Origin of the sequence: Micromonospora sp. WMMA1996 (assembly GCF_002573675.1) — a bacterium.
GTDB classification, from domain to species: domain Bacteria; phylum Actinomycetota; class Actinomycetes; order Mycobacteriales; family Micromonosporaceae; genus Micromonospora; species Micromonospora sediminicola.
In genome coordinates this window covers 1,878,921-1,895,732 of the sequence record NZ_PDHU01000001.1, presented here as the reverse complement: position 1 = coordinate 1,895,732, position 16,812 = coordinate 1,878,921, and the positions used below count along the sequence as shown (strand labels likewise).

Here is a 16,812-nt window from a genome sequence, read left to right as displayed (position 1 = left end):
GTTCCCTCATGCCGTCACCCCTCCGGCCGCGGCGGCGGGGATCGCCCCCGCCGCGGTCAGTTCGCGTTCCTTCGCTTCGTAGAGCGCCTTGATGTTGCCGCTGCCGAAGGTGCGCGCCCCGCGCCGCTCGATGAGTTCGAGGAAGAGGGTGCGGCGCACGTGCATCGACTCGGTGAAGATCTGCAGCAGCTGCCCGTCGTGGTCGGAGTCGACCAGGATGCTCAGCTCCCGCAGCCGGTCCACCGGCGCGTCCAGCCGACCGACCCGCTGTTCCAGGTGGTCGTAGTAGGCACCGGGCGTGCGGGCGAACCGCACCCCCCGGCCGGCGAGCGCGCCGACCGCGGTGACGATGTCGTCGGTGCGCAGCCCCAGGTGCTGCACCCCGGCGCCGGCGTGCCAGCGCAGGAAGTCCTCGATCTGCCCGGCCCGGGCGCCCGTGTCCGGCTCCAGCAGCACGAAGGTGACCTGCCCGGACGGGCTCTGCACCACCTTGGAGTTCATCGCCTGGCCGGCGACCTCGATGTGTTCGGTGAAGATCTCGGCGAAGCCGAACACCTTCTCGTAGTGCGCGACCGTCTCGTCGAGCTGCCCGGGTGGCACGCAGACCGCCAGGTGGTCGACCTCGGCCAGCAGCGCGTCGCCGTCCGGGGCGGCCACCGGCTCGATCGCGCCGGGCAGGAACACGTCGTGGTCACCGCGCCGCTCGACGAGCCGGTGCAGCACGTCGCCGAAGCCGCCGACCTCGGCGAGCACCACCTCGGCGTTCCCGTCGGTGAAGGTCCGCGGTGGCGTCACCCCGGTCGCACCCCGGGCCACCAGCTCCGCGTACGCCCCGGCGGCGTCGTCGACGGCCAGCGCGACCACCGCGATGCCGTCGCCGTGCCGGTGCACGTACGTGGCGGCCGGATGTTCGGCGGACAGGCCGGTGGTCAGCAGCAGCCGGATGCCGGCCTGGGCCAGCAGCAGCGAGCGCTGCCCGGCCAGCCCGGTCTCCGGTCCGCCCTGGCCGCGCAGCCGGAACCCGACCGCGGTGTCGAAGTAGAAGGCCGCCTGCCGGGCGTCCCCCACGTACAGTTCGAGATGGTCGATGCCGTTGATGTGCATGGACGGGTTTCCCCCTGTTCCCCCCGTGATCACGACCCGGGCGGACGCCCGGGATGGAGTACGGTCAGCCGGCGGCGACCGGGGTGGCGGCCCGGCGGGCCGGCTCCGGGAGCCGGCGCAGCAGCAGGCTGACGTTCTGGCCGCCGAACCCGAACGAGTTCGTCAGCGCGTGGTCGGTCCGGGTGGGCCGGGGCGCGGCGCGGACGTGGTCCGCCTCGCACTCCGGGTCCGGGTCGTCCAGGTGGTAGGTGGGCGGCAGCAGGCCGCGCCCGAGCGCCAGCGCGGTGACCGCGGCCTCCAGCACCCCGGAGGCGCCGAGCAGGTGCCCGGTGAGTGCCTTGGTGGAGCTGACCGGCACCGCGCCGACGCCGAACACCTCGGCCAGCGCGGTGGTCTCGGCGACGTCTCCGCGTTTCGTGCCGGTGCCGTGGGCGTTGACGTAACCGACGTCGTCCGGCCCGACACCGGCGCCGGCCAGCGCCCGACGCATGCACGCGGCCGCGCCCGCGCCGTCGGGCCGGGGCGCGGTCGGGTGGTAGGCGTCGGTGTTCACCCCGTAGCCGGCGACCTCGGCGTAGCCGGTCGCGCCCCGGGCGGCGGCGTGCCCGGCCCGTTCGAGCACCAGCAGCGCCGCGCCCTCGGCCAGCACGAACCCGTTGCGCCGCTTGTCGAACGGCCGGCTCGCCTCGGTGGGTTCGTCCCAGCCCCGGGCCAGCGCCCGGGCGTTGCCGAACGTGTCGGCGAACGTCGGGAACAGTGGCGCCTCGCTCGCCCCGCACACCACCACGTCGGCCTCGCCGGCGCGGATGAGGCGTACCCCGTCGGCGACGGCCTGGGCGCCGGAGGCGCAGGCCGTGCCGACCGCCGAGCTGTAGCCGCGGATGCCGTGCGCGATCGCGACGCGGGCCGAGGGCATGTTCGGCAAAATCCCGGTGAGCAGGTACGGGCTGACCGCCGCCCGGCCGCGCGCGGCCCGGGCCAGCACCTGGCTCTCCAGGGTGGACATCCCGCCGACGCCGCCGATGATCACCCCGATCCGGTCCGGGTCGACGTCGCGCCCCACCTCGATCCCGGCGTCGGCGAGCGCCTCGGCGGCGGTGAGCAGGGCGAGCAGCACGATCCGGTCGAGCACCCTGGTCTCCGGCCCGGACGCGACGGTGCGCGGGTCGATCTCCGGCAGCACCCCGGCGACCTCCAGGCTGTCCCGCGCCGGGTGGCCCTCGGGTGGGCGGCGCAGCCCGGAGCGGCCGGACAGGAGCGCCGCGAACGTCTCCTCGACGCCCCGCCCGGCCGGGGTGAACAGGCCCATGCCGGTGATCAGCGCGGTCACGACGGGGCCTCGGTCAGGTAGCGCTCGCGCAGCGCCACCTTGCGGACCTTGCCGGTGACGGTGACCGGGATGTCGTCGGCGCGGACCGGCACCACCCGGCGCAGCGTGGCGGCCACGTCCGGGCCGAGCGCGGCGCGGATGCGCGCGGTGCGGTCCGCGTCCGGGTCGGCCCCGGCGGCCAGTTCCAGCAGCACGTCGGTGGTGACCGTGCCGTCGTCCGCCTTGACGATCACCACCGTGCAATCGGTGACGTCGGCGCAGGCGGCGAGGATCCGCTCCTCGGACAGCGCGGTGAAGAACCGTTTCCCGTCGCCGACCTCGACCGAGTCGACCGCCCGGTCCAGGTGGTAGTAGCGGCCGTCGTCGTCGGCGTACACCAGGTCGCCGGTGAGGTACCAGCCGCGCAGCCGGAACCGGTAGGTGGTGGCCGAGTCGTTCCAGTAGCCGCGGAACAGCGACGGCGAGTCGATGCCCAGCCAGCCGACCTGGCCGGCGGGCAGTTCGTTGCCCTCGGCGTCGAGCACCGCCACCTTCGTGAACCGGTACGGCCGGCCGACGCAGCGCCCGTACCGGTTGGTGTCGACGGTGTGCGTGACGTGGAACATGGAGTGCCCCATCTCGCTGGAGCCGAGCCCGTCGATGAAGACCGAGCCGGGCACCCGGGTGACGCCGTCGCGGGTGACCACGTCCCGGGAGCCGACCGCGACCAGCCGCCGCACGTGCGGCTCGTGCGAGCAGTCGCCGGTGTTGAACCACAGCCGCACCGAGTCCAGGTCGTAGCCGGACAGGTCGAAGCGGGCCAGCTCGGCCCAGGTCACGGAGAACCCGAAGACGCCGTCGGGCCGCCAGCGTTGGATCGCGTCCAGCACCCGTTCGCCGCCCTGCTCGGAGAGCAGGTACATCTCCGCCCGGTTGCCCAGCGCCTGGTTGACCATGAGCACGGTGGCGGTGTGCGGGGCGGGCAGCGCGTTGAGGATCCGGCCGGTGCCCTGCGCCTGCGGCATGGACAGCAGGTGCCGCGTGGCGGCGAAGAGGCTGGCGTGCGAGTGCAGCACCGCCTTCGGCACGCCGGTGGTGCCGGAGGTGTGGGTGATGACGATCGGGTCGTCGGGGTGGTGCCGGTAGTGCGCGGGCGCGGCGTCCGGGTCGCCGGCGCCGGCCCGTGCCGGCTCGCCGAGCATCGGCGCGCCCAGGTCGTGGCCGGCCAGGGCGGTGGCCCGGTCGGCGTCGGCGAGCACCCCGGCGGCCCGCAGCCGGCGGATGTACTCGGCGGCGATCTCCGGGCGCAGCCTGCCGTTCATCAGCGCGGGGATCGCGCCGAGACGGGTCAGCGCCAGGAACGACAGCACCATGTCGGCGGCGGTGCCGGCCCAGACCGCCACCGGGTCGCGTGGCTTCACCCCGCGCTCGTGCAGCCAGGCCGCCCGGGCGGCGACCATCCGGTCGAGCCGGCCCAGGGTCAGCGGGGTCTCGGCCGGGTGGCCGTCCACCTCGGTGTCGAACGTGAGCCCCGGGCCGTCCGGGTCGGCGCCGTGGGCCAGCACCCGGGCGAGCACGTTGCCCGCGCCCAGCTCGGCGTCGGCCGCGAGCGCGCCGCGCAGTCCCTTCGTCCTCATTGACGTGTCTCCTCCCCCAGCAGCACCGCGGTCGCCTCGCCCGACGTGCCGTCCGGTGCCAGTTCGATCAGGATCAGCAACGCCTGCGCGGCGTCGCCGTCGTGCAGCAGCAGGTCCGCCTCGGCCTCACCCTCGGCCCGTGGGTCCCCCGTGGGGCTCAGGCACACCACCGGCCCGTCCAGTCCCCGGCGCGCCGCGACGTGCCCGGCCACGCTGTTCGGCACCGACTGGAAGAAGAACAGCGGTCCGACCCGCCCACCGGCGGCCACCGTGGCGCGCACGTGCGCCGCGCTGACGGAGTCCCCGCCGGCGCTGACCAGCACCACCGCCGTCCGGTTGCCCGGAGGAAGCGGCCCGTCCCCGTACCGTCGCGCGAGGCACCGCTCCGCCACCGCCACCACCAGCGGCGCGAACGGCGAGTGCACGAACCCCGGCACCCCCGCCGCCCCCGCGCCCCCGCCCCCGTCCTCGGGCCACCGCGCCTCCGCGAGCACCACCACCCCGTCGTTGCGCGATCTTGCGGTTGGTGCCCCCTCGGCGGGCGTTGTGCCCGTTTCGCCGGGGCCGGAAGTGCAAGATCGCGGGGAGCCAGGGTGAGGGGTGGGGGTGGGGGTGGGGGTGGTCATGAGGTGCTCACCAGGAGGGCCGTGTTGGCGCCGCCGAAGGCGGCGTTGAGGGTCAGGGCGTGTGCGGTACGGGCGGGGCGGGGGGCGTCGCGGATGACGTCCAGCGGGCACCGCGGGTCGCAGCCGAGCCAGCCGGCGGTGACCGGCAGCTTGCCGTGCCGCAGGGCCAGCACGGTGACCAGCAGTTCCAGCAGCCCGGACGCCTCCAGCGCGTGCCCGTGCACCGACTTGGTGGAGCTGACCGGCAGCCGGCCGGCGTCCGCGCCGAACACCCGGGTCAGCGCCGCCGCCTCGGAGGCGTCGCTGAACGGGGTGCCGGTGGCGTTGGCGTTGACGTAGCCGACCGCGTCCGGGGGCAGCCCGCCCCGGCGCAGCGCCGCCTCGACCGCGCGGGCCAGCCCGGTCCCGTCCGGATGCGGCTGGCACGGGTGGTACGCGTCCCCCGCCCGGCCCCACCCGGCCACCGTCGCGAGCGTCTCGGCGTCCCGCCGGGCCGCGGCGCCCGCCGACTCCAGCACCACCGCGGCCACCCCGTCGCCGAGCAGCAGCCCCGTGCGGCCGGCGCTGAACGGCCGGACCGCGCCGTCGGCGGCGAGCGCCCGGCCGGCGTCGAAGAGCGCGTACTGGTCGGGTTCGACCAGGTAGCCGGCCGCGACCACGACCCGGTCCAGGTCGCCGCGGCGGATCAGCGCGGCCGCGTCGCCGACCGCGGTGCTGGCCGAGACGCAGGCGGTGGTGTAGACCCGGGTGGGCCCGCCGAGCCCGCAGCGGGCGGCCAGGTGACCGGCGAGCGCCGGCACCGTCGGCTCGTCCCGCCCCTGGGGTACGGGCAGCGAGTGCGGCCCGCCGTGGGTGGCCAGGAACAGGGCGCACCCGGCCCGGTCGGCCCGGCCCAGCCCGGCGGCCCGGGCGGCGGCGTCGATCGCGTCGGTGAGTTCGGCGGCGAGCGTGCCGACCTCCGGCAGGGTGGCCGCCACGGTGACCCGGCGGCCGGTGGTGTCGAAGCGGCGCACCGGCCCGAACGCCGGGGTGCCGGAGAGCACCCCGGACAGCAGCGCGTCGGCGCCCCTGCCGAGGGCGCTGAGCGCGTGCGTGCCGGTGATCCGTACGGTCTCCCGCTCAGCCATCTGCGGGAGCGGTCAGCGAGCTGCGGAACACCGCCAACGCGTCGTCGACGGTCCGGATGCCGGCGAGCTGGTCGTCGCTCAGCTCCAGCCGGCGGTCGTAGCGCTGCTCGACGAGGTGGACCAGCCAGGCCAGCTCCATCGAGCCGATCCGGTCGGGCACCCGGTCGACGGGTTTCGCGGTCAGTTCGGCGAGCATGCTCACCAGGTCAGCTCGCCCCAGGTCGGGCCGACCGGACATCAGGAGTCGTCGCCGTCGGCGGCCGCGCGGTCGGCGACCATGGTGGTGAACTCGCCGACCGTCATCAGGGCCAGCTTCTCCGACTCGTCGTCGGCGAACTTCAGGCCGTAGCGGTCCTCGACCCGGACCGCGAGGTCGGCCAGGGCCAGCGACTCCAGGTCGACGCCGGAGGGGCCCAGGGTGGTGTCGTCGTCGAGGTCGTCGACGTCGTAGTTCATGTCGGCCAGCTGCTCGATGACGAAGGTGCGGACCTCGTCGCGCATGGGGTTAACCTCTTTCCGTGAACCAGCTACCGGTGCCCGGTCGGGACACCGTGTACGTGTGGACCGGCCGTGCCACCGGCGACCAGCGGGAGCTGACGCGGCGGTTGCTCAGGCGCGCGGGTGGCGCGTTGCTCGGCCGGCCCGAGGCGGGGATCGGGGTGGACCGGGGGCCCGGCGGGCGCCCGGAGGTGCGCGCCGACGACGGGCGGACGCTGCCGGTCAGCGTCAGCCACGTCGACGGGGTGGTCGTGGTGGCCGCCCGGGCGGCCGGCCCGGTCGGGGTGGACGTGGAGCGGCGCCGTCCGCTGCCCGCCACGTCCCTGGCCCGCCGCTGGTACGCCCCGGACGAGGCGGACTGGCTGGCGGCCCGTGACGAGACCGGGCGGGAGCTGGACTTCCTGCGCCTGTGGACGGCGAAGGAGGCGGTCGGTAAGGCGCTCGGTCGGGGGCTGCGTGGCGGTGGGCTGCGCCGCCGGATGCCGCCCCCGCAGGGCGGCGGCGAGCTGTGGCCGGTCCCCGGGCGTCCGGACGCGCGCGTCGGTCATCCCGCCGGCGGGGACGAGCTGGTGCTCGCGGTCGCGGTGCTCGGCGCCGCCGGGCCGGTCGGGGTCGTGCTCGCCTAGCGGGCCGGTCACGACGCCGCCTCCCGCAGGGCCGGCACCGCGCGGACCAGCTTTCCGGTGGTGGTGCGGGGCAGTTGTTCGAGCAGGTGCAGCGTGCGGGGCCGCTTGAACCCGGCCAGCCGCTCGGCGAGCAGGATGTCCAGCGTCTCCTCGGTGGGTGTGCCGTCGGTCTGCACGTAGGCGCTGATCCCGTCGTCCCAGACCACCACGGCGGCGGTGACGCCGGGCAGGCCGGCCACGGTGGCCTCCACCTCGGTGAGGTCGACCTTGAGGCCGCCGACCGACACCTGCGAGTCGAGCCGCCCCCGCACGGTGACCAGCCCGGTCCCGGGGTCGACCGCGCCGGCGTCGCGGGTGTGCAGCCAGCCGTCGGCCCAGCGGGTCGGGTCGGCGAGTCCGACGTACGGGTTCGCCGGGCAGCTGACCCACAGCTCGCCGTCGCGTTCCCGCACCTCGATGCCGGGGGCGGGGGCGACGGCGGGGCGGTGCGCGCCGTGCAGGTCGGTGCCGATGACCCCGACCTCGGTCATCCCGTACATGTTGCCCAGCGGGACGCCGTAGCGGTCGGTGAAGGCCCGGGCGACCGCGGCCGGGACCAGCTCGCCACCGGTGGTCATGCGACGCAGCTGCGGCAGCGGGCCGGTGGGCACGGTGGAGGCGAGCAGTCCGATGTGGAACGGCACGCCGAGCACGGTGGCCGGGGTGTCCTGGGCGGCGACCGCGGCGAGGATCGCGTCGCCGCCGAGCCGCTCGGGCGGGCACAGCTCGACCCCGGCGTGCAGGCCGTAGAGCAGCCCACCGACCAGGCCGAGCACGTGCACCATGGACGGCAGCAGGATGATCCGTTCGCCGGGCAGCGCGACCCCGTCGATCCGGGTGTAGCGGCGCACCTCGGCGACCAGGTCGGCGGCGGTGCGGCCGATCACCTTGGACGGGCCGGTGGAGCCGGAGCTGAGCTGGATCACCGCGTGCGGGCTGCCGGCGGGACGGTCGGAGTAGGACGTGACGCCGGCGGTGACGTCGACGAAGACGCGCAGCGCGCCGCCGCCGGTGCGGACCGGCGCGACCACCACCTGCGGGGTGAGCCGGCGCAGGGCCCGGTCGACCTCGTGGTCGGTGAGCCGGTGGTCGAGCAGCACGGCCTGGCCGCCGGCGCGCCACGTGGCCAGCAAATGCGCCACGTACGCCAGGGAGGGTGGCAGGCGCAGCGCCGCGGCGCCGCCCGGACGCAGCCCGGCTTCGGTCAGGCGGGTCTGCGCCTCGCCGACGAGGCGGCGCAGCGTGCCCTTGTCGACCGGTTCCGGCAGGCGGAGACACACGTCGGTGTCGCGGCCGGTGAACAGGATGTCGTCCACCCAGTCCACCGTCGTCGACGCGGGATCGTCCGCCACGGGATGTGCACTCACGACCGGCCACCGCCCAGCCTCGATGTGGGCGGATCCGCCCACCGGGTACGTCTTTCGGGGTGCTGACGGAACCCTACGGCGGCCCTTCTCGGCATCGCCAGATGCAAATGGCTAGATCCAAAACAGCGGCTGGTGGATTGCCCAGGATCGATCGGACAGGCAGGATCGGACGCACGCCGGCAAGGTAGCCCGCCGGCCGCCCGACGCTGTGCTGCGCGCAGTGCGTCGCGGTCCGGCCGATGGCTACGCTCGGGGCATGTTCCGTGTGGCCCGGCACAACGACTTCGCGCAGATCGTCCGCCTCTACCGGCAGTTGAACCCCGACGACCCGCACCTGACCGACGGCTCCGACGCGCGGGCCTTCGCGCGGATCCTGGCCACCGCGGGGCTGCACCTGTTCGTGCTCGAGCTGGACGGGGCCGTCGTCGCCACCACGTACCTCAACGTGATCCCGAACATCAGCCGATCGGCGTCCCCCTACGCGGTCATCGAGAACGTCGTCGTCGACGAGTCGCGGCGCGGCACCGGTCTGGGCAAGCGGATCATGGCCGGCACGCTCCAGGCCGCCTGGGACGCCGGTTGTTACAAGGCGATGCTCATGACCGGGTCACGCCGGCCCGCGACCCACGCCTTCTACCGGGCCTGCGGGTTCTCCGGCGACGCCAAGACGGCCTACCTGGCGGCGCGGCCGTCGTGACCCGGCACACCGGAGCGGGCTGCCCGGTCAGCCCTCCCCGGTCGGCGGGGGCGCGGCGCCACGCAGCACCAGCGCGCTGTTGAACCCGTCGAAGCCGCGCGCGCCGACCAGCGCGATCCGGCTCCGCGGCCGGCGGGGCTCGCGCAGGAAGGTCAGCTCGCACCCGGGCGCGGGGTCGTCCGGGCCGGCGGAGACGGGCAGCACGCCCCGCTGGAACGCCAGCAGCGCGGTGGCCGCGTCCAGCGCCGACCCGCCCTGGTGGGCCCGGCCGGTCAACGGCTTCTGCGTGGTCACCGGCGGGGTCCGGTCGCCGAACACGGTCCGCAGCGCGCTCGCCTCGGCCCGGTCGTACGCCGGCACACCGAGCGCGTCCGGCCAGATCACGTCCACGTCGTGCGGACGGACCGCGGCCCGGTCCAGGGCCAGGCGCAGCGCCCGGGCGTAGTGGGTCGGGTCGGGTCCGGCCTCCGGGTCGGTGGGGGCGGCGTCGTGGGTGGCCGCCCAGCCGGTGATCTCCCCGTAGATCCGCGCGCCCCGACCCAGCGCATGCCCCAGCTCCTCCACCACGAACACCGCGCCGCCCTCGGCCGGCACGTACCCGCTGGCCGCGGCGTCGAACGGCCGGTACGCGCGCTCCGGGTCGGCGACGTCGCTGAGCAGCCCGGAGCGCAGTTGGCAGGCGAGCGCGTACGGGCTCAGCGGGCACTCGGTCGCCCCGGCGACGACCACCGGCGTGCCCCGGCGGATGGTGCGCACCGCGTGCGCCAGGCTGTCCAGCCCGCCGGCCGACTCGGACACGGTGACCCCGGACGGCCCCTTGAACTGGTGCCGGATCGACAGCTGCCCGACGCTGGCCGCGTAGAACCAGGCGATCGACTGGTACGCCCCGACCGTGCGGGTCGGGCCGCCCCAGAGCCGTTGCAGCTCCCGCTGCCCGAACAGGTTCCCGCCGGACGAGCTGGCCAGCGTGACCGCCCAGCCGTACGGGTCGGGTGACACCTCGGGCAGGCCGGCGTCGGCCAGCGCCAGCCGGGTGGCGGCGAAGCCGAGGTGGGTCCAGCGGTCGGTCTGCACCCGCTGCCGGGGGTCGGTGAACCCGGCCGGGTCGAAGTCGACCACCTCGCCGGCCACCCGGGTCGGGTAGCGCGCCGGGTCGAACAGCGTGATCGGGCCGGTGCGCCGGGTGCCGGCCAGCACGGTGGCCCAGTGCGCGTCCGTGCCGACGCCGCTCGGCGCGACCACGCCGATGCCGGTCACCACCGCCCGCGCCGTCATGGCAGCGCCACCGCCATCCGACGGAAGACCATCGCGGACTGGAAGCCGCCGAAGCCGCTGCCCACCGACAACGCCACGTCCACCGGCACCTCCCGGGCCTCGTTCGGCACGTAGTCCAGGTCGCACTCCGGGTCGCGGGTGGCCCAGTTGGCGGTCGGCGGAACCACGCCGTACTCGATGGCCAGCGCGCAGGCGGCCATCTCGATCGAGCCGATCGCGCCGAGCGAGTGGCCGACCATCGACTTGATCGAGCTGATCGGCACCCCGTACGCGGCCGGGCCGAGCGCCCGCTTGAACGCGGCCGTCTCGTGCCGGTCGTTCTGCCGCGTGCCGGAGCCGTGCGCGCTGACGTACGAGACGGCCGAGGGGGCGAGCCGGGCCTGGCGCAGCGCGTCGGTGATCGCCACCGCCATCTCGGCGCCGTCCGGACGCAGGCCGGTCATGTGGAAGCCGTTGCTGCGGCTGGCGTAGCCGGCGACCTCGCAGTAGACGTGCGCGCCCCGGCGGCGGGCGTGCTCGGCCTCCTCCAGCACCAGCACCGCCGCGCCCTCGGCGAGGACGAACCCGTGCCGGTCGGCGTCGAACGGCCGGGACGCGTGCTCCGGGTCGTCGTTGTCCGGGCTGGTCGCGCCGATCGCGTCGAACGAGGCGACGGTGACCGGGGAGATCGGCGAGTCGGCGGCCCCGGCGAGCACCACGTCGGCCTCGCCGTCAGCGACGAGCTGGTGGGCGTACCCGATCGCGTCGATGCCCGAGGTGCAGCCGGTGGAGACCACCTGGGCCGGGCCGTGCAGCCCGTGCCGGCAGGCCACGTCGGCGGCCAGGCTGCTGGGCACCAGCGCCTGGTAGAGGTACGGCCCGCCGAGGGCGTGGTCGACCAGCCAGTGCCGGCCGGAGTCGCTGACCCGCACGTACTCCTGCTCCAGGGCCATGGTGCCGCCGACGGCGGTGCCGAGCACCACGCCGGCCCGCTCCCGCTCGGCGTCGGTGAGCGTCAACCCGCTGTCCGCGAGCGCCTCGGCGGAGCAGGCGAGCGCGAACTGCACGTACCGGTCGGCGCGCTGCCGTTCGGCCAGCGTGATCCCGGCGGCGTCGGGGTCGAAGTCGCACTCGGCGGCGATCTGCGAGCGGAACGGCGACGGGTCGAAGAAGCTGATCCGTCGGGTGGCGGTCCGCCCCTCGGTGATGGTCTTCCAGAAGCGGTCCCGGGTGGCGCCGCCGGGCGCGACCACGCCGACGCCGGTGACCACGGTGCGCCGGCCGGTCACGACGGCTCCCGCGGTGGTGGGGCGGCGCTCTCGGTGTCGACGTGGCCGAGTTCCGGTCGGGGCGCGAGCGGCCCCAGGTGGAAGACCACCTCGGCGGGCTCGTCGCCGGTGTTGCGCAGCCGGTGCCGCACGTACTTCGGCACGTAGAGCGCCTCCCCGGCGGCCAGCGGCACCTCGACGTCGTCCAGGTCGACGGTGATCGCGCCGCGCGCCACGTAGAGGAACTCCTCGCTGTACGGGTGGTAGTGCTCGGCGATCCGCTCCCCCGGCGCGAGCGCGGCCACGCCCATGAAGCCGGAGGTGCTGCCGACGGTCTTCGGGCCGAGCAGCACCCGCAGCTCCCCGCCGCGACGGCGGTCGGCGGACACGTCGTGGACGGAGACCCGGGCGGTGGTGATGTCGGTCATCGCGCGCCTCCCGCGTGCGCCCGCTCGATCCGCTCCTTGATCACGGCGAGCTGGACCTTGCTGTTGGTGTTGATCCGCGCGGTCATGCCGGCGTTGTCGACCGGCGCGGTGGGCTTCATCGCGAAGTCCTGCACCCAGGTCATCCGGGTGCCGCCGTCGACCTCCTCGTACCGCCAGTGGATGCGCATGTACTCGAACGGCCCGGTCTCGACGCGGCGGGCGTGCACCTGCCGGGTCGCCGGGTCGGCGGTGCGCTCACTGACCCAGCTCCACGCCACGCCGTTCTCGTCCGCGTGCATGGTGAGCCGGAAGCGGACCGTGTCCCCCTCCGCGTGCAGGATCTCCACCAGCGCGTACTCGGTGAACAGCTCGGTCCACCGGGCCACGTCGTTGGTGATGTCCCAGACCAACGGCAGCGGCGCGTCGATGTCGATCGCGTTCTCGGTGTGCCCGGGCGGGTCCGCCCTGCGGGCCACCAGGTCGGCGACGCCGGCGATGCTGAGCTGGCCGGCCTGTTCGGGGATCTTCACCCGCCACCGGTCGGCCACGACCGCGGAGAGTTCGAGCAGCGCCAGGGAGTCCATGCCCAACTCCTCCAGGCTCGCGGCCGGGGTGCTGGCGGCGGCGTCGGGGTCCAGGCCGCAGTGCGTCACCAGGATGTCGGTGATCTCGCTGGCGAGCGGGCGGTCGGGGGCGACGGTCATCGGTTCCTCCAGGTGGTCGGGCCGGCGGCGGGCGCGGCGGGAACGGGGGTACGGCCGGCCGGGTCGGTCTCGGCGCGCGGGTCGGGCACCGCCGAGCGCAGCCTCGGCAGGGCGACGTCGGCCGCCGCGCCGTGGGCGGGCGGGGCGCCGTCGGCGTCCCCCGGCGGGGAGATGTCGGCGATCTCGACGGGCCCGGCGCCGCCGGTGTTCTCGGCGGGCGGGGCGAGCAGGCGTTCGACCAGGCCGGTGGTGTGCCGGGCGGCCCGGAACGCGGGATCGCGCAGCACCCGCCGGGCGAACGGGATGGTGGTGCGCACCCCCGGACCGGCCACGTCGAACTCGGCCAGCGCCCGGTCGAGCCGGTCCAGCGCGGCGTCCCGGTCGGGTGCCCAGACCGCCACCTTGGCCAGCAGCGAGTCGTAGTGCGGGCTGACCAGGTAGCCGACGTGGCCGTGCGTGTCGACCCGGGTGAACGGGCCGCCCGGCGGCCGGAACCGCTCCAGCCGGCCGGGTGCGGGCGCGAAGTCGCGGTCCGGATCCTCCACGTTGACCCGGCACTCGATCGCCACCCCGTGTGGCCGCACGTCGGACTGTCGCAGGCGCAACGGCGTGCCGGCGGCCACGTGCAACTGTTCCTGGACCAGGTCGACGCCGGTGATCATCTCGGTCACCGGATGCTCCACCTGGATCCGACAGTTGATCTCCAGGAAGTGGGCCCGTTCCGCCTCGTCCACCAGGAACTCGACCGTGCCGGCACCGGTGAAGCCGACCGACAGCGCGCCGCGCAGGGCGACCTCGGCGAGCGTGTCCAGGGTGGCCGGTCGCAGCGCGGGCGCGGGCGCCTCCTCGATGAGCTTCTGGTGCCGGCGCTGCACCGAGCAGTCCCGGGTGCCCAGGTGGACGCCGTTGCCGTGGGCGTCGCAGAGCACCTGCACCTCCACGTGCCGGGCGTCGGCGAGGTACCGCTCGACGTACACCCGGTCGTCGCCGAACGCGACCTGCGCGGCGGCGCGGGTGCGGGCGTACGCGCGGGGCAGCTCGGCGGCCGTGCGCACCACCGTCATCCCGCGCCCGCCCCCGCCGGCGGCGGCCTTCACGATGACCGGGTAGCCGACCTCGGCGGCCACCTCCTGGGCCTCGGCGGCGGTCGGCAGCGTCCGCACGCTGCCCGGCGGCAGCGGCAGGCCGGCGCCGCTCATCAACGCGCGGGCGGTGGACTTGTCCGCCAGCGCGGCCATCACCTGTGGCGGCGGGCCGATGAAGACCAGCCCGTTCTCGGCGCAGATCTCGGCGAAGTCGGCGTCCTCGGAGAGGAAGCCGTAGCCGGGGTGGACGGCCTGCGCGCCGGTCTGCCGGGCGGCCTCCACGATCGCGGCGGCGTTGAGGTAGCTGCGCCGGCTGGCCGCCGGCCCGATCCGTACCGCCTCGTCGGCCAGCCGCACCGGCAGCGAGTCGGCGTCGGCGCTGGAGTGCACCACCACCGTCCGTACGCCCATCTCCCGGCAGGCGCGCAGCACCCGCAACGCGATCTCGCCGCGGTTGGCGATCAGCACCTTGTCGAACATCAGGCGTCCCGTCCGGTGATCGGGTCCAGGGCGATCAGCGGCTGGTCGTACTCGACGGGCTTGCCGTCCTCCACCAGCACCTCGGCCACCCGTCCGGCCTGGCCGGCGGTCACCTCGTTCATCAGCTTCATGGCCTCGACGATGCCGATCACCTGGCCCGGCCGGACCAGGTCGCCGACCGCGACGAACGGCATCGCCCCGGGCTCGGGGGCGCGATAGAACGTGCCGACCACCGGGGCCCGTACCGTCGCCCGGTCGGTCGCCGGCGCCGCCTGCGCGGCCGGTTCCCCGGGCGGCGCGGCGGGGTCGGCGCCCGTCCTCGGCGGCGGCACCGGATCGTGCCACTCGACCTCCAGCAGCGCCTCGCCGCTGCGCAGCCGCACCCGGCGCACCGGCCCGTCGAGGTCGGCGACCAGCTTGCGGGCCTGCCGGCGCAGCCCGTCCAACACCTGCTCGGGTCCGGCGTCCGCCATCACGCCACCTCCGCCCGGCCGTCGACCGGCGGGGTCGCCGTGGAGCGGGCCGCGCCGAAGCGGCGGAAGCGCTGCCGGCGGCGGCGTACCAGCGTGGCCGGGGGCACCGAGAGCAGCGGGGCGAGGTTCGCCGCGACCGCCCGGCCGAGCAGCTCCGCCGCGCCCACCGGGTCGCCGTGCGCGGCCGGGTACGGCTCGGGCACCAGCTCGTCGACCACGCCGAGGCGGCACAGGTCGGCGCCGGTGAGGCGCAGCGCCCGGGCGGCCTGCGGCGCGGCGGAGCTGTCCGGCCAGAGGATCGCGGCGCAGCCCTCCGGGCTGATCACCGAGTAGACGGCGTGCTCCAGCATGAGCACCCGGTCGGCGACCGCGAGCGCCAGCGCGCCGCCGCTGCCGCCCTCTCCGGTGACCACCGCGACCACCGGGGTGGGCAGGACGCTCAGCGCGAGGATGTTCTCCGCGATCGCCGCCGCCTGGCCCTGCTGCTCGGCGGTCACCCCCGGGTCGGCGCCCGGCGTGTCCACCAGCGTCACCACGGGCAGCCGGAGCCGGGCCGCCAGGCGCGCCAGCCGCAACGCCTTGCGGTGCCCGGCCGGGCTGGCCATGCCGAAGTTGCGCGCCACCAGCTCGGCGGTGGTGTGTCCCTTCTGGTGGCCGATCACCATCACCGGCCGCCCGTCCAGGCGGGCGATGCCGCCGACGATCGCCGGGCAGTCCGCGCCGAGCCGGTCGCCGTGCAGCTCGACGAACCCGTCGAACGCGGTCTCCAGGTAGTCGAGGGTGGTCGGCCGGCCGGGGTGCCGGGCCACGCGTACCGTCTCCCAGGCGTCGCGGGGCGCCGAGGCGGCCGGACGCGGCGGCGGCGCCGGCGCGGGCCGGTGCGCCGGCGGTCGCCGGCCGGCGTCGGCGGCGGCGAGCAGCGCGGTCAGGCGTCCCCGCAGCGCGTGCCGGGGCACCACCATGTCGACCTGGCCGTGGCGCAGCAGGTACTCCGCGGTCTGGAAGCCCTCGGGCAACGCGGCGCCCGTCACCTGGCGGATCACCCGCGGACCGGCGAAACCCAACCGTGCGCCGCTCTCGGCGAGCACGACGTCGGTGTTGGTGGCGAACGAGGCGGCCACCCCGCCGTACGTGGGGTCGGTGACCACGCTGACCGTCAGCAGTCCCGCCTCGCGCAGGCCCGCGAGGGCCTGGCTGACCGTGGCCATCTGCATCAGCGACAGCGCGCCCTCCTGCATCCGCGCCCCGCCGGACGCGGTGACCAGCACCAGCGGGCAGCCGTCGGCCAGCGCCCGCTCGGCGGTGCGGGTGATCAGCTCGCCGACCGCGCAGCCGAGGCTGCCGCCGAGGAACCGGAAGTCCATCACCGCCAGCGCCACCGGGTGCCCGCCCAGCCGGGCGGTGCCGCAGAGCACCGCCTCGTCCAGGCCGGTGCCCGCGCGCGCCGCGCCGAGCCGGTGCGGGTACGGCACCGCGTCGACGAAGTCGATCGGGTCCACCCGTACCGCCCGGTCCGGCAGCGGGGTGAACGAGTCCGGGTCGACCAGCTGCGCCACCCGGTCCGGCGCGTCCAGCCGGGTGTGCGAGCCGCACTCCGGGCAGACGTCCAGGTTGCGGCGCAGCCGCTTGCGGTAGAGCAGCGAGGCGCAGCCGTCGCACCGCGACCAGAGCTGCTCGTCCCGGGGCGCGGTGGTGGTCACGGCCGCCGCCCGGCGGCGTCGTACCGGTGGGCCTGGTGACCCGGGGCGTCGTACCGGTAGAAGCAGTGCGCCATGGCGTCGCGCGGCGAGCGCCAGGTCGGCAGGTACGGCGAGATGTACGGCCGCAGCCGCTCGCTGATCCGGACGAACTCGGGATGCCCCCGCGCGTCCTCGACCGCGCCCTGCGCCGGCGACTCCGTCTCCAGCAGGTGGACGTAGAGGTCGTGCAGCCGGTAGAGGGAGCGGTGCCGCACGCCGACCAGGCCGGGCAGTTCGGTCGCGTCGGACTCGGCGAAGATCTCGGCGACCCGGTCCTCGGCGGTGGGCACCACCTTGGCGACGATGAGCGAACGGTCCATTCGCGGCCTCCCCTGCGTACGTCCCGGTGCG

At 75.6% G+C, this 16,812-nt stretch carries 18 protein-coding genes; 2 read left to right on the top strand and 16 right to left on the bottom strand.

Translation table 11 applies throughout. The features are described from left to right. Window positions 1-6: 6 nt before the first annotated feature. The 7 genes from hppD to COO58_RS09055 all read right to left on the bottom strand — a co-directional run bounded on the left by hppD (window position 7) and on the right by COO58_RS09055 (window position 6,304). Complete coding sequence (hppD, locus tag COO58_RS09085; protein ID WP_098744580.1) at window positions 7-1,104, bottom strand: 4-hydroxyphenylpyruvate dioxygenase; 1,098 nt, start codon at window positions 1,102-1,104, stop codon at window positions 7-9. 64 nt (window positions 1,105-1,168) lie between these two features. After that, complete coding sequence (locus COO58_RS09080) at window positions 1,169-2,434, bottom strand: beta-ketoacyl synthase (RefSeq protein WP_091574146.1); 1,266 nt, start codon at window positions 2,432-2,434, stop codon at window positions 1,169-1,171. Continuing rightward, a complete protein-coding gene (locus tag COO58_RS09075; protein ID WP_091574145.1) occupies window positions 2,431-4,050 on the bottom strand; it encodes a class I adenylate-forming enzyme family protein in 1,620 nt (539 codons plus the stop codon). The genes COO58_RS09080 and COO58_RS09075 overlap by 4 nt, the downstream gene beginning before the upstream one ends. Beyond that, window positions 4,047-4,547, bottom strand: a complete 501-nt coding sequence (locus tag COO58_RS09070; protein ID WP_091577519.1) for a beta-ketoacyl synthase chain length factor — start codon at window positions 4,545-4,547, stop codon at window positions 4,047-4,049. Before COO58_RS09070 ends, COO58_RS09075 begins: the two co-directional genes overlap by 4 nt. A 125-nt stretch (window positions 4,548-4,672) precedes the next feature. Next, a complete protein-coding gene (locus COO58_RS09065) occupies window positions 4,673-5,803 on the bottom strand; it encodes a beta-ketoacyl synthase (protein ID WP_098744578.1) in 1,131 nt (376 codons plus the stop codon). Then, window positions 5,796-6,041, bottom strand: coding sequence for a hypothetical protein (locus tag COO58_RS09060; protein ID WP_091574143.1), 246 nt, complete (start codon window positions 6,039-6,041; stop codon window positions 5,796-5,798). Before COO58_RS09060 ends, COO58_RS09065 begins: the two co-directional genes overlap by 8 nt. Further along, window positions 6,041-6,304, bottom strand: coding sequence for a phosphopantetheine-binding protein (locus COO58_RS09055; RefSeq protein WP_098744577.1), 264 nt, complete (start codon window positions 6,302-6,304; stop codon window positions 6,041-6,043). The genes COO58_RS09060 and COO58_RS09055 overlap by 1 nt, the downstream gene beginning before the upstream one ends. A 17-nt stretch (window positions 6,305-6,321) precedes the next feature. Between COO58_RS09055 and COO58_RS09050 the strand changes: the two genes are divergently transcribed. Further along, a complete protein-coding gene (locus COO58_RS09050; protein ID WP_098744575.1) occupies window positions 6,322-6,927 on the top strand; it encodes a 4'-phosphopantetheinyl transferase superfamily protein in 606 nt (201 codons plus the stop codon). An 8-nt stretch (window positions 6,928-6,935) separates the two neighbouring features. Here the strand turns inward: COO58_RS09050 and COO58_RS09045 are convergent, their stop codons facing one another. Then, window positions 6,936-8,333: a class I adenylate-forming enzyme family protein gene (locus tag COO58_RS09045; protein WP_098744574.1), complete on the bottom strand. Its 1,398-nt coding sequence runs from the start codon at window positions 8,331-8,333 to the stop codon at window positions 6,936-6,938. A 256-nt stretch (window positions 8,334-8,589) separates the two neighbouring features. On the opposite strand from COO58_RS09045, the gene COO58_RS09040 reads away from it, so the two are divergent. Beyond that, the gene (locus tag COO58_RS09040; RefSeq protein WP_098744572.1) at window positions 8,590-9,030 is read left to right on the top strand and encodes a GNAT family N-acetyltransferase; all 441 of its coding nucleotides are present in this window, start codon (window positions 8,590-8,592) and stop codon (window positions 9,028-9,030) included. A gap of 27 nt (window positions 9,031-9,057) precedes the next feature. On the opposite strand, the gene COO58_RS09035 is transcribed toward COO58_RS09040, so the two are convergent. Genes COO58_RS09035 through COO58_RS09000 form a run of 8 tightly spaced genes read right to left on the bottom strand, consistent with a single transcriptional unit; the run spans window position 9,058 to window position 16,781 of the window. Continuing rightward, the gene (locus COO58_RS09035; protein WP_091574138.1) at window positions 9,058-10,305 is read right to left on the bottom strand and encodes a beta-ketoacyl synthase N-terminal-like domain-containing protein; all 1,248 of its coding nucleotides are present in this window, start codon (window positions 10,303-10,305) and stop codon (window positions 9,058-9,060) included. Continuing rightward, window positions 10,302-11,573, bottom strand: coding sequence for a beta-ketoacyl synthase (locus COO58_RS09030; protein ID WP_098744570.1), 1,272 nt, complete (start codon window positions 11,571-11,573; stop codon window positions 10,302-10,304). Before COO58_RS09030 ends, COO58_RS09035 begins: the two co-directional genes overlap by 4 nt. Further along, a complete protein-coding gene (locus COO58_RS09025; RefSeq protein ID WP_091574136.1) occupies window positions 11,570-11,980 on the bottom strand; it encodes a cupin domain-containing protein in 411 nt (136 codons plus the stop codon). Before COO58_RS09025 ends, COO58_RS09030 begins: the two co-directional genes overlap by 4 nt. Continuing rightward, entirely contained in the window at window positions 11,977-12,684 is a 708-nt protein-coding gene (locus COO58_RS09020; protein ID WP_098744569.1) for an SRPBCC family protein, read from the bottom strand. The genes COO58_RS09025 and COO58_RS09020 overlap by 4 nt, the downstream gene beginning before the upstream one ends. Further along, window positions 12,681-14,249, bottom strand: a complete 1,569-nt coding sequence (locus COO58_RS09015) for an acetyl/propionyl/methylcrotonyl-CoA carboxylase subunit alpha (protein ID WP_098744567.1) — start codon at window positions 14,247-14,249, stop codon at window positions 12,681-12,683. The genes COO58_RS09020 and COO58_RS09015 overlap by 4 nt, the downstream gene beginning before the upstream one ends. After that, window positions 14,249-14,722 carry an acetyl-CoA carboxylase biotin carboxyl carrier protein gene (gene accB, locus COO58_RS09010; RefSeq protein ID WP_091574133.1) on the bottom strand — a complete coding sequence of 158 codons (474 nt, stop codon included), beginning with the start codon at window positions 14,720-14,722 and terminating at the stop codon, window positions 14,249-14,251. The genes COO58_RS09015 and accB overlap by 1 nt, the downstream gene beginning before the upstream one ends. Further along, window positions 14,722-16,422 carry an acetyl-CoA carboxylase carboxyltransferase subunit alpha gene (locus COO58_RS09005; RefSeq protein WP_091574132.1) on the bottom strand — a complete coding sequence of 567 codons (1,701 nt, stop codon included), beginning with the start codon at window positions 16,420-16,422 and terminating at the stop codon, window positions 14,722-14,724. Before COO58_RS09005 ends, accB begins: the two co-directional genes overlap by 1 nt. Then, window positions 16,419-16,781, bottom strand: a complete 363-nt coding sequence (locus COO58_RS09000) for a TcmI family type II polyketide cyclase (RefSeq protein WP_091574131.1) — start codon at window positions 16,779-16,781, stop codon at window positions 16,419-16,421. The genes COO58_RS09005 and COO58_RS09000 overlap by 4 nt, the downstream gene beginning before the upstream one ends. Window positions 16,782-16,812 lie beyond the last annotated feature (31 nt).

Bases quoted from the DNA above. Each gene is read 5' to 3' on its own strand.
- hppD (WP_098744580.1), bottom strand. From the start codon at position 1,104: ATGCACATCAACGGCATCGACCATCTCGAACTGTACGTGGGGGACGCC.
- COO58_RS09075 (WP_091574145.1), bottom strand. From the start codon at position 4,050: ATGAGGACGAAGGGACTGCGCGGCGCGCTCGCGGCCGACGCCGAGCTG.
- COO58_RS09065 (WP_098744578.1), bottom strand. From the start codon at position 5,803: ATGGCTGAGCGGGAGACCGTACGGATCACCGGCACGCACGCGCTCAGC.
- COO58_RS09060 (WP_091574143.1), bottom strand. From the start codon at position 6,041: ATGTCCGGTCGGCCCGACCTGGGGCGAGCTGACCTGGTGAGCATGCTC.
- COO58_RS09055 (WP_098744577.1), bottom strand. From the start codon at position 6,304: ATGCGCGACGAGGTCCGCACCTTCGTCATCGAGCAGCTGGCCGACATG.
- COO58_RS09040 (WP_098744572.1), top strand. From the start codon at position 8,590: ATGTTCCGTGTGGCCCGGCACAACGACTTCGCGCAGATCGTCCGCCTC.
- COO58_RS09035 (WP_091574138.1), bottom strand. From the start codon at position 10,305: ATGACGGCGCGGGCGGTGGTGACCGGCATCGGCGTGGTCGCGCCGAGC.
- COO58_RS09025 (WP_091574136.1), bottom strand. From the start codon at position 11,980: ATGACCGACATCACCACCGCCCGGGTCTCCGTCCACGACGTGTCCGCC.
- COO58_RS09020 (WP_098744569.1), bottom strand. From the start codon at position 12,684: ATGACCGTCGCCCCCGACCGCCCGCTCGCCAGCGAGATCACCGACATC.
- COO58_RS09015 (WP_098744567.1), bottom strand. From the start codon at position 14,249: ATGTTCGACAAGGTGCTGATCGCCAACCGCGGCGAGATCGCGTTGCGG.
- accB (WP_091574133.1), bottom strand. From the start codon at position 14,722: ATGGCGGACGCCGGACCCGAGCAGGTGTTGGACGGGCTGCGCCGGCAG.
- COO58_RS09000 (WP_091574131.1), bottom strand. From the start codon at position 16,781: ATGGACCGTTCGCTCATCGTCGCCAAGGTGGTGCCCACCGCCGAGGAC.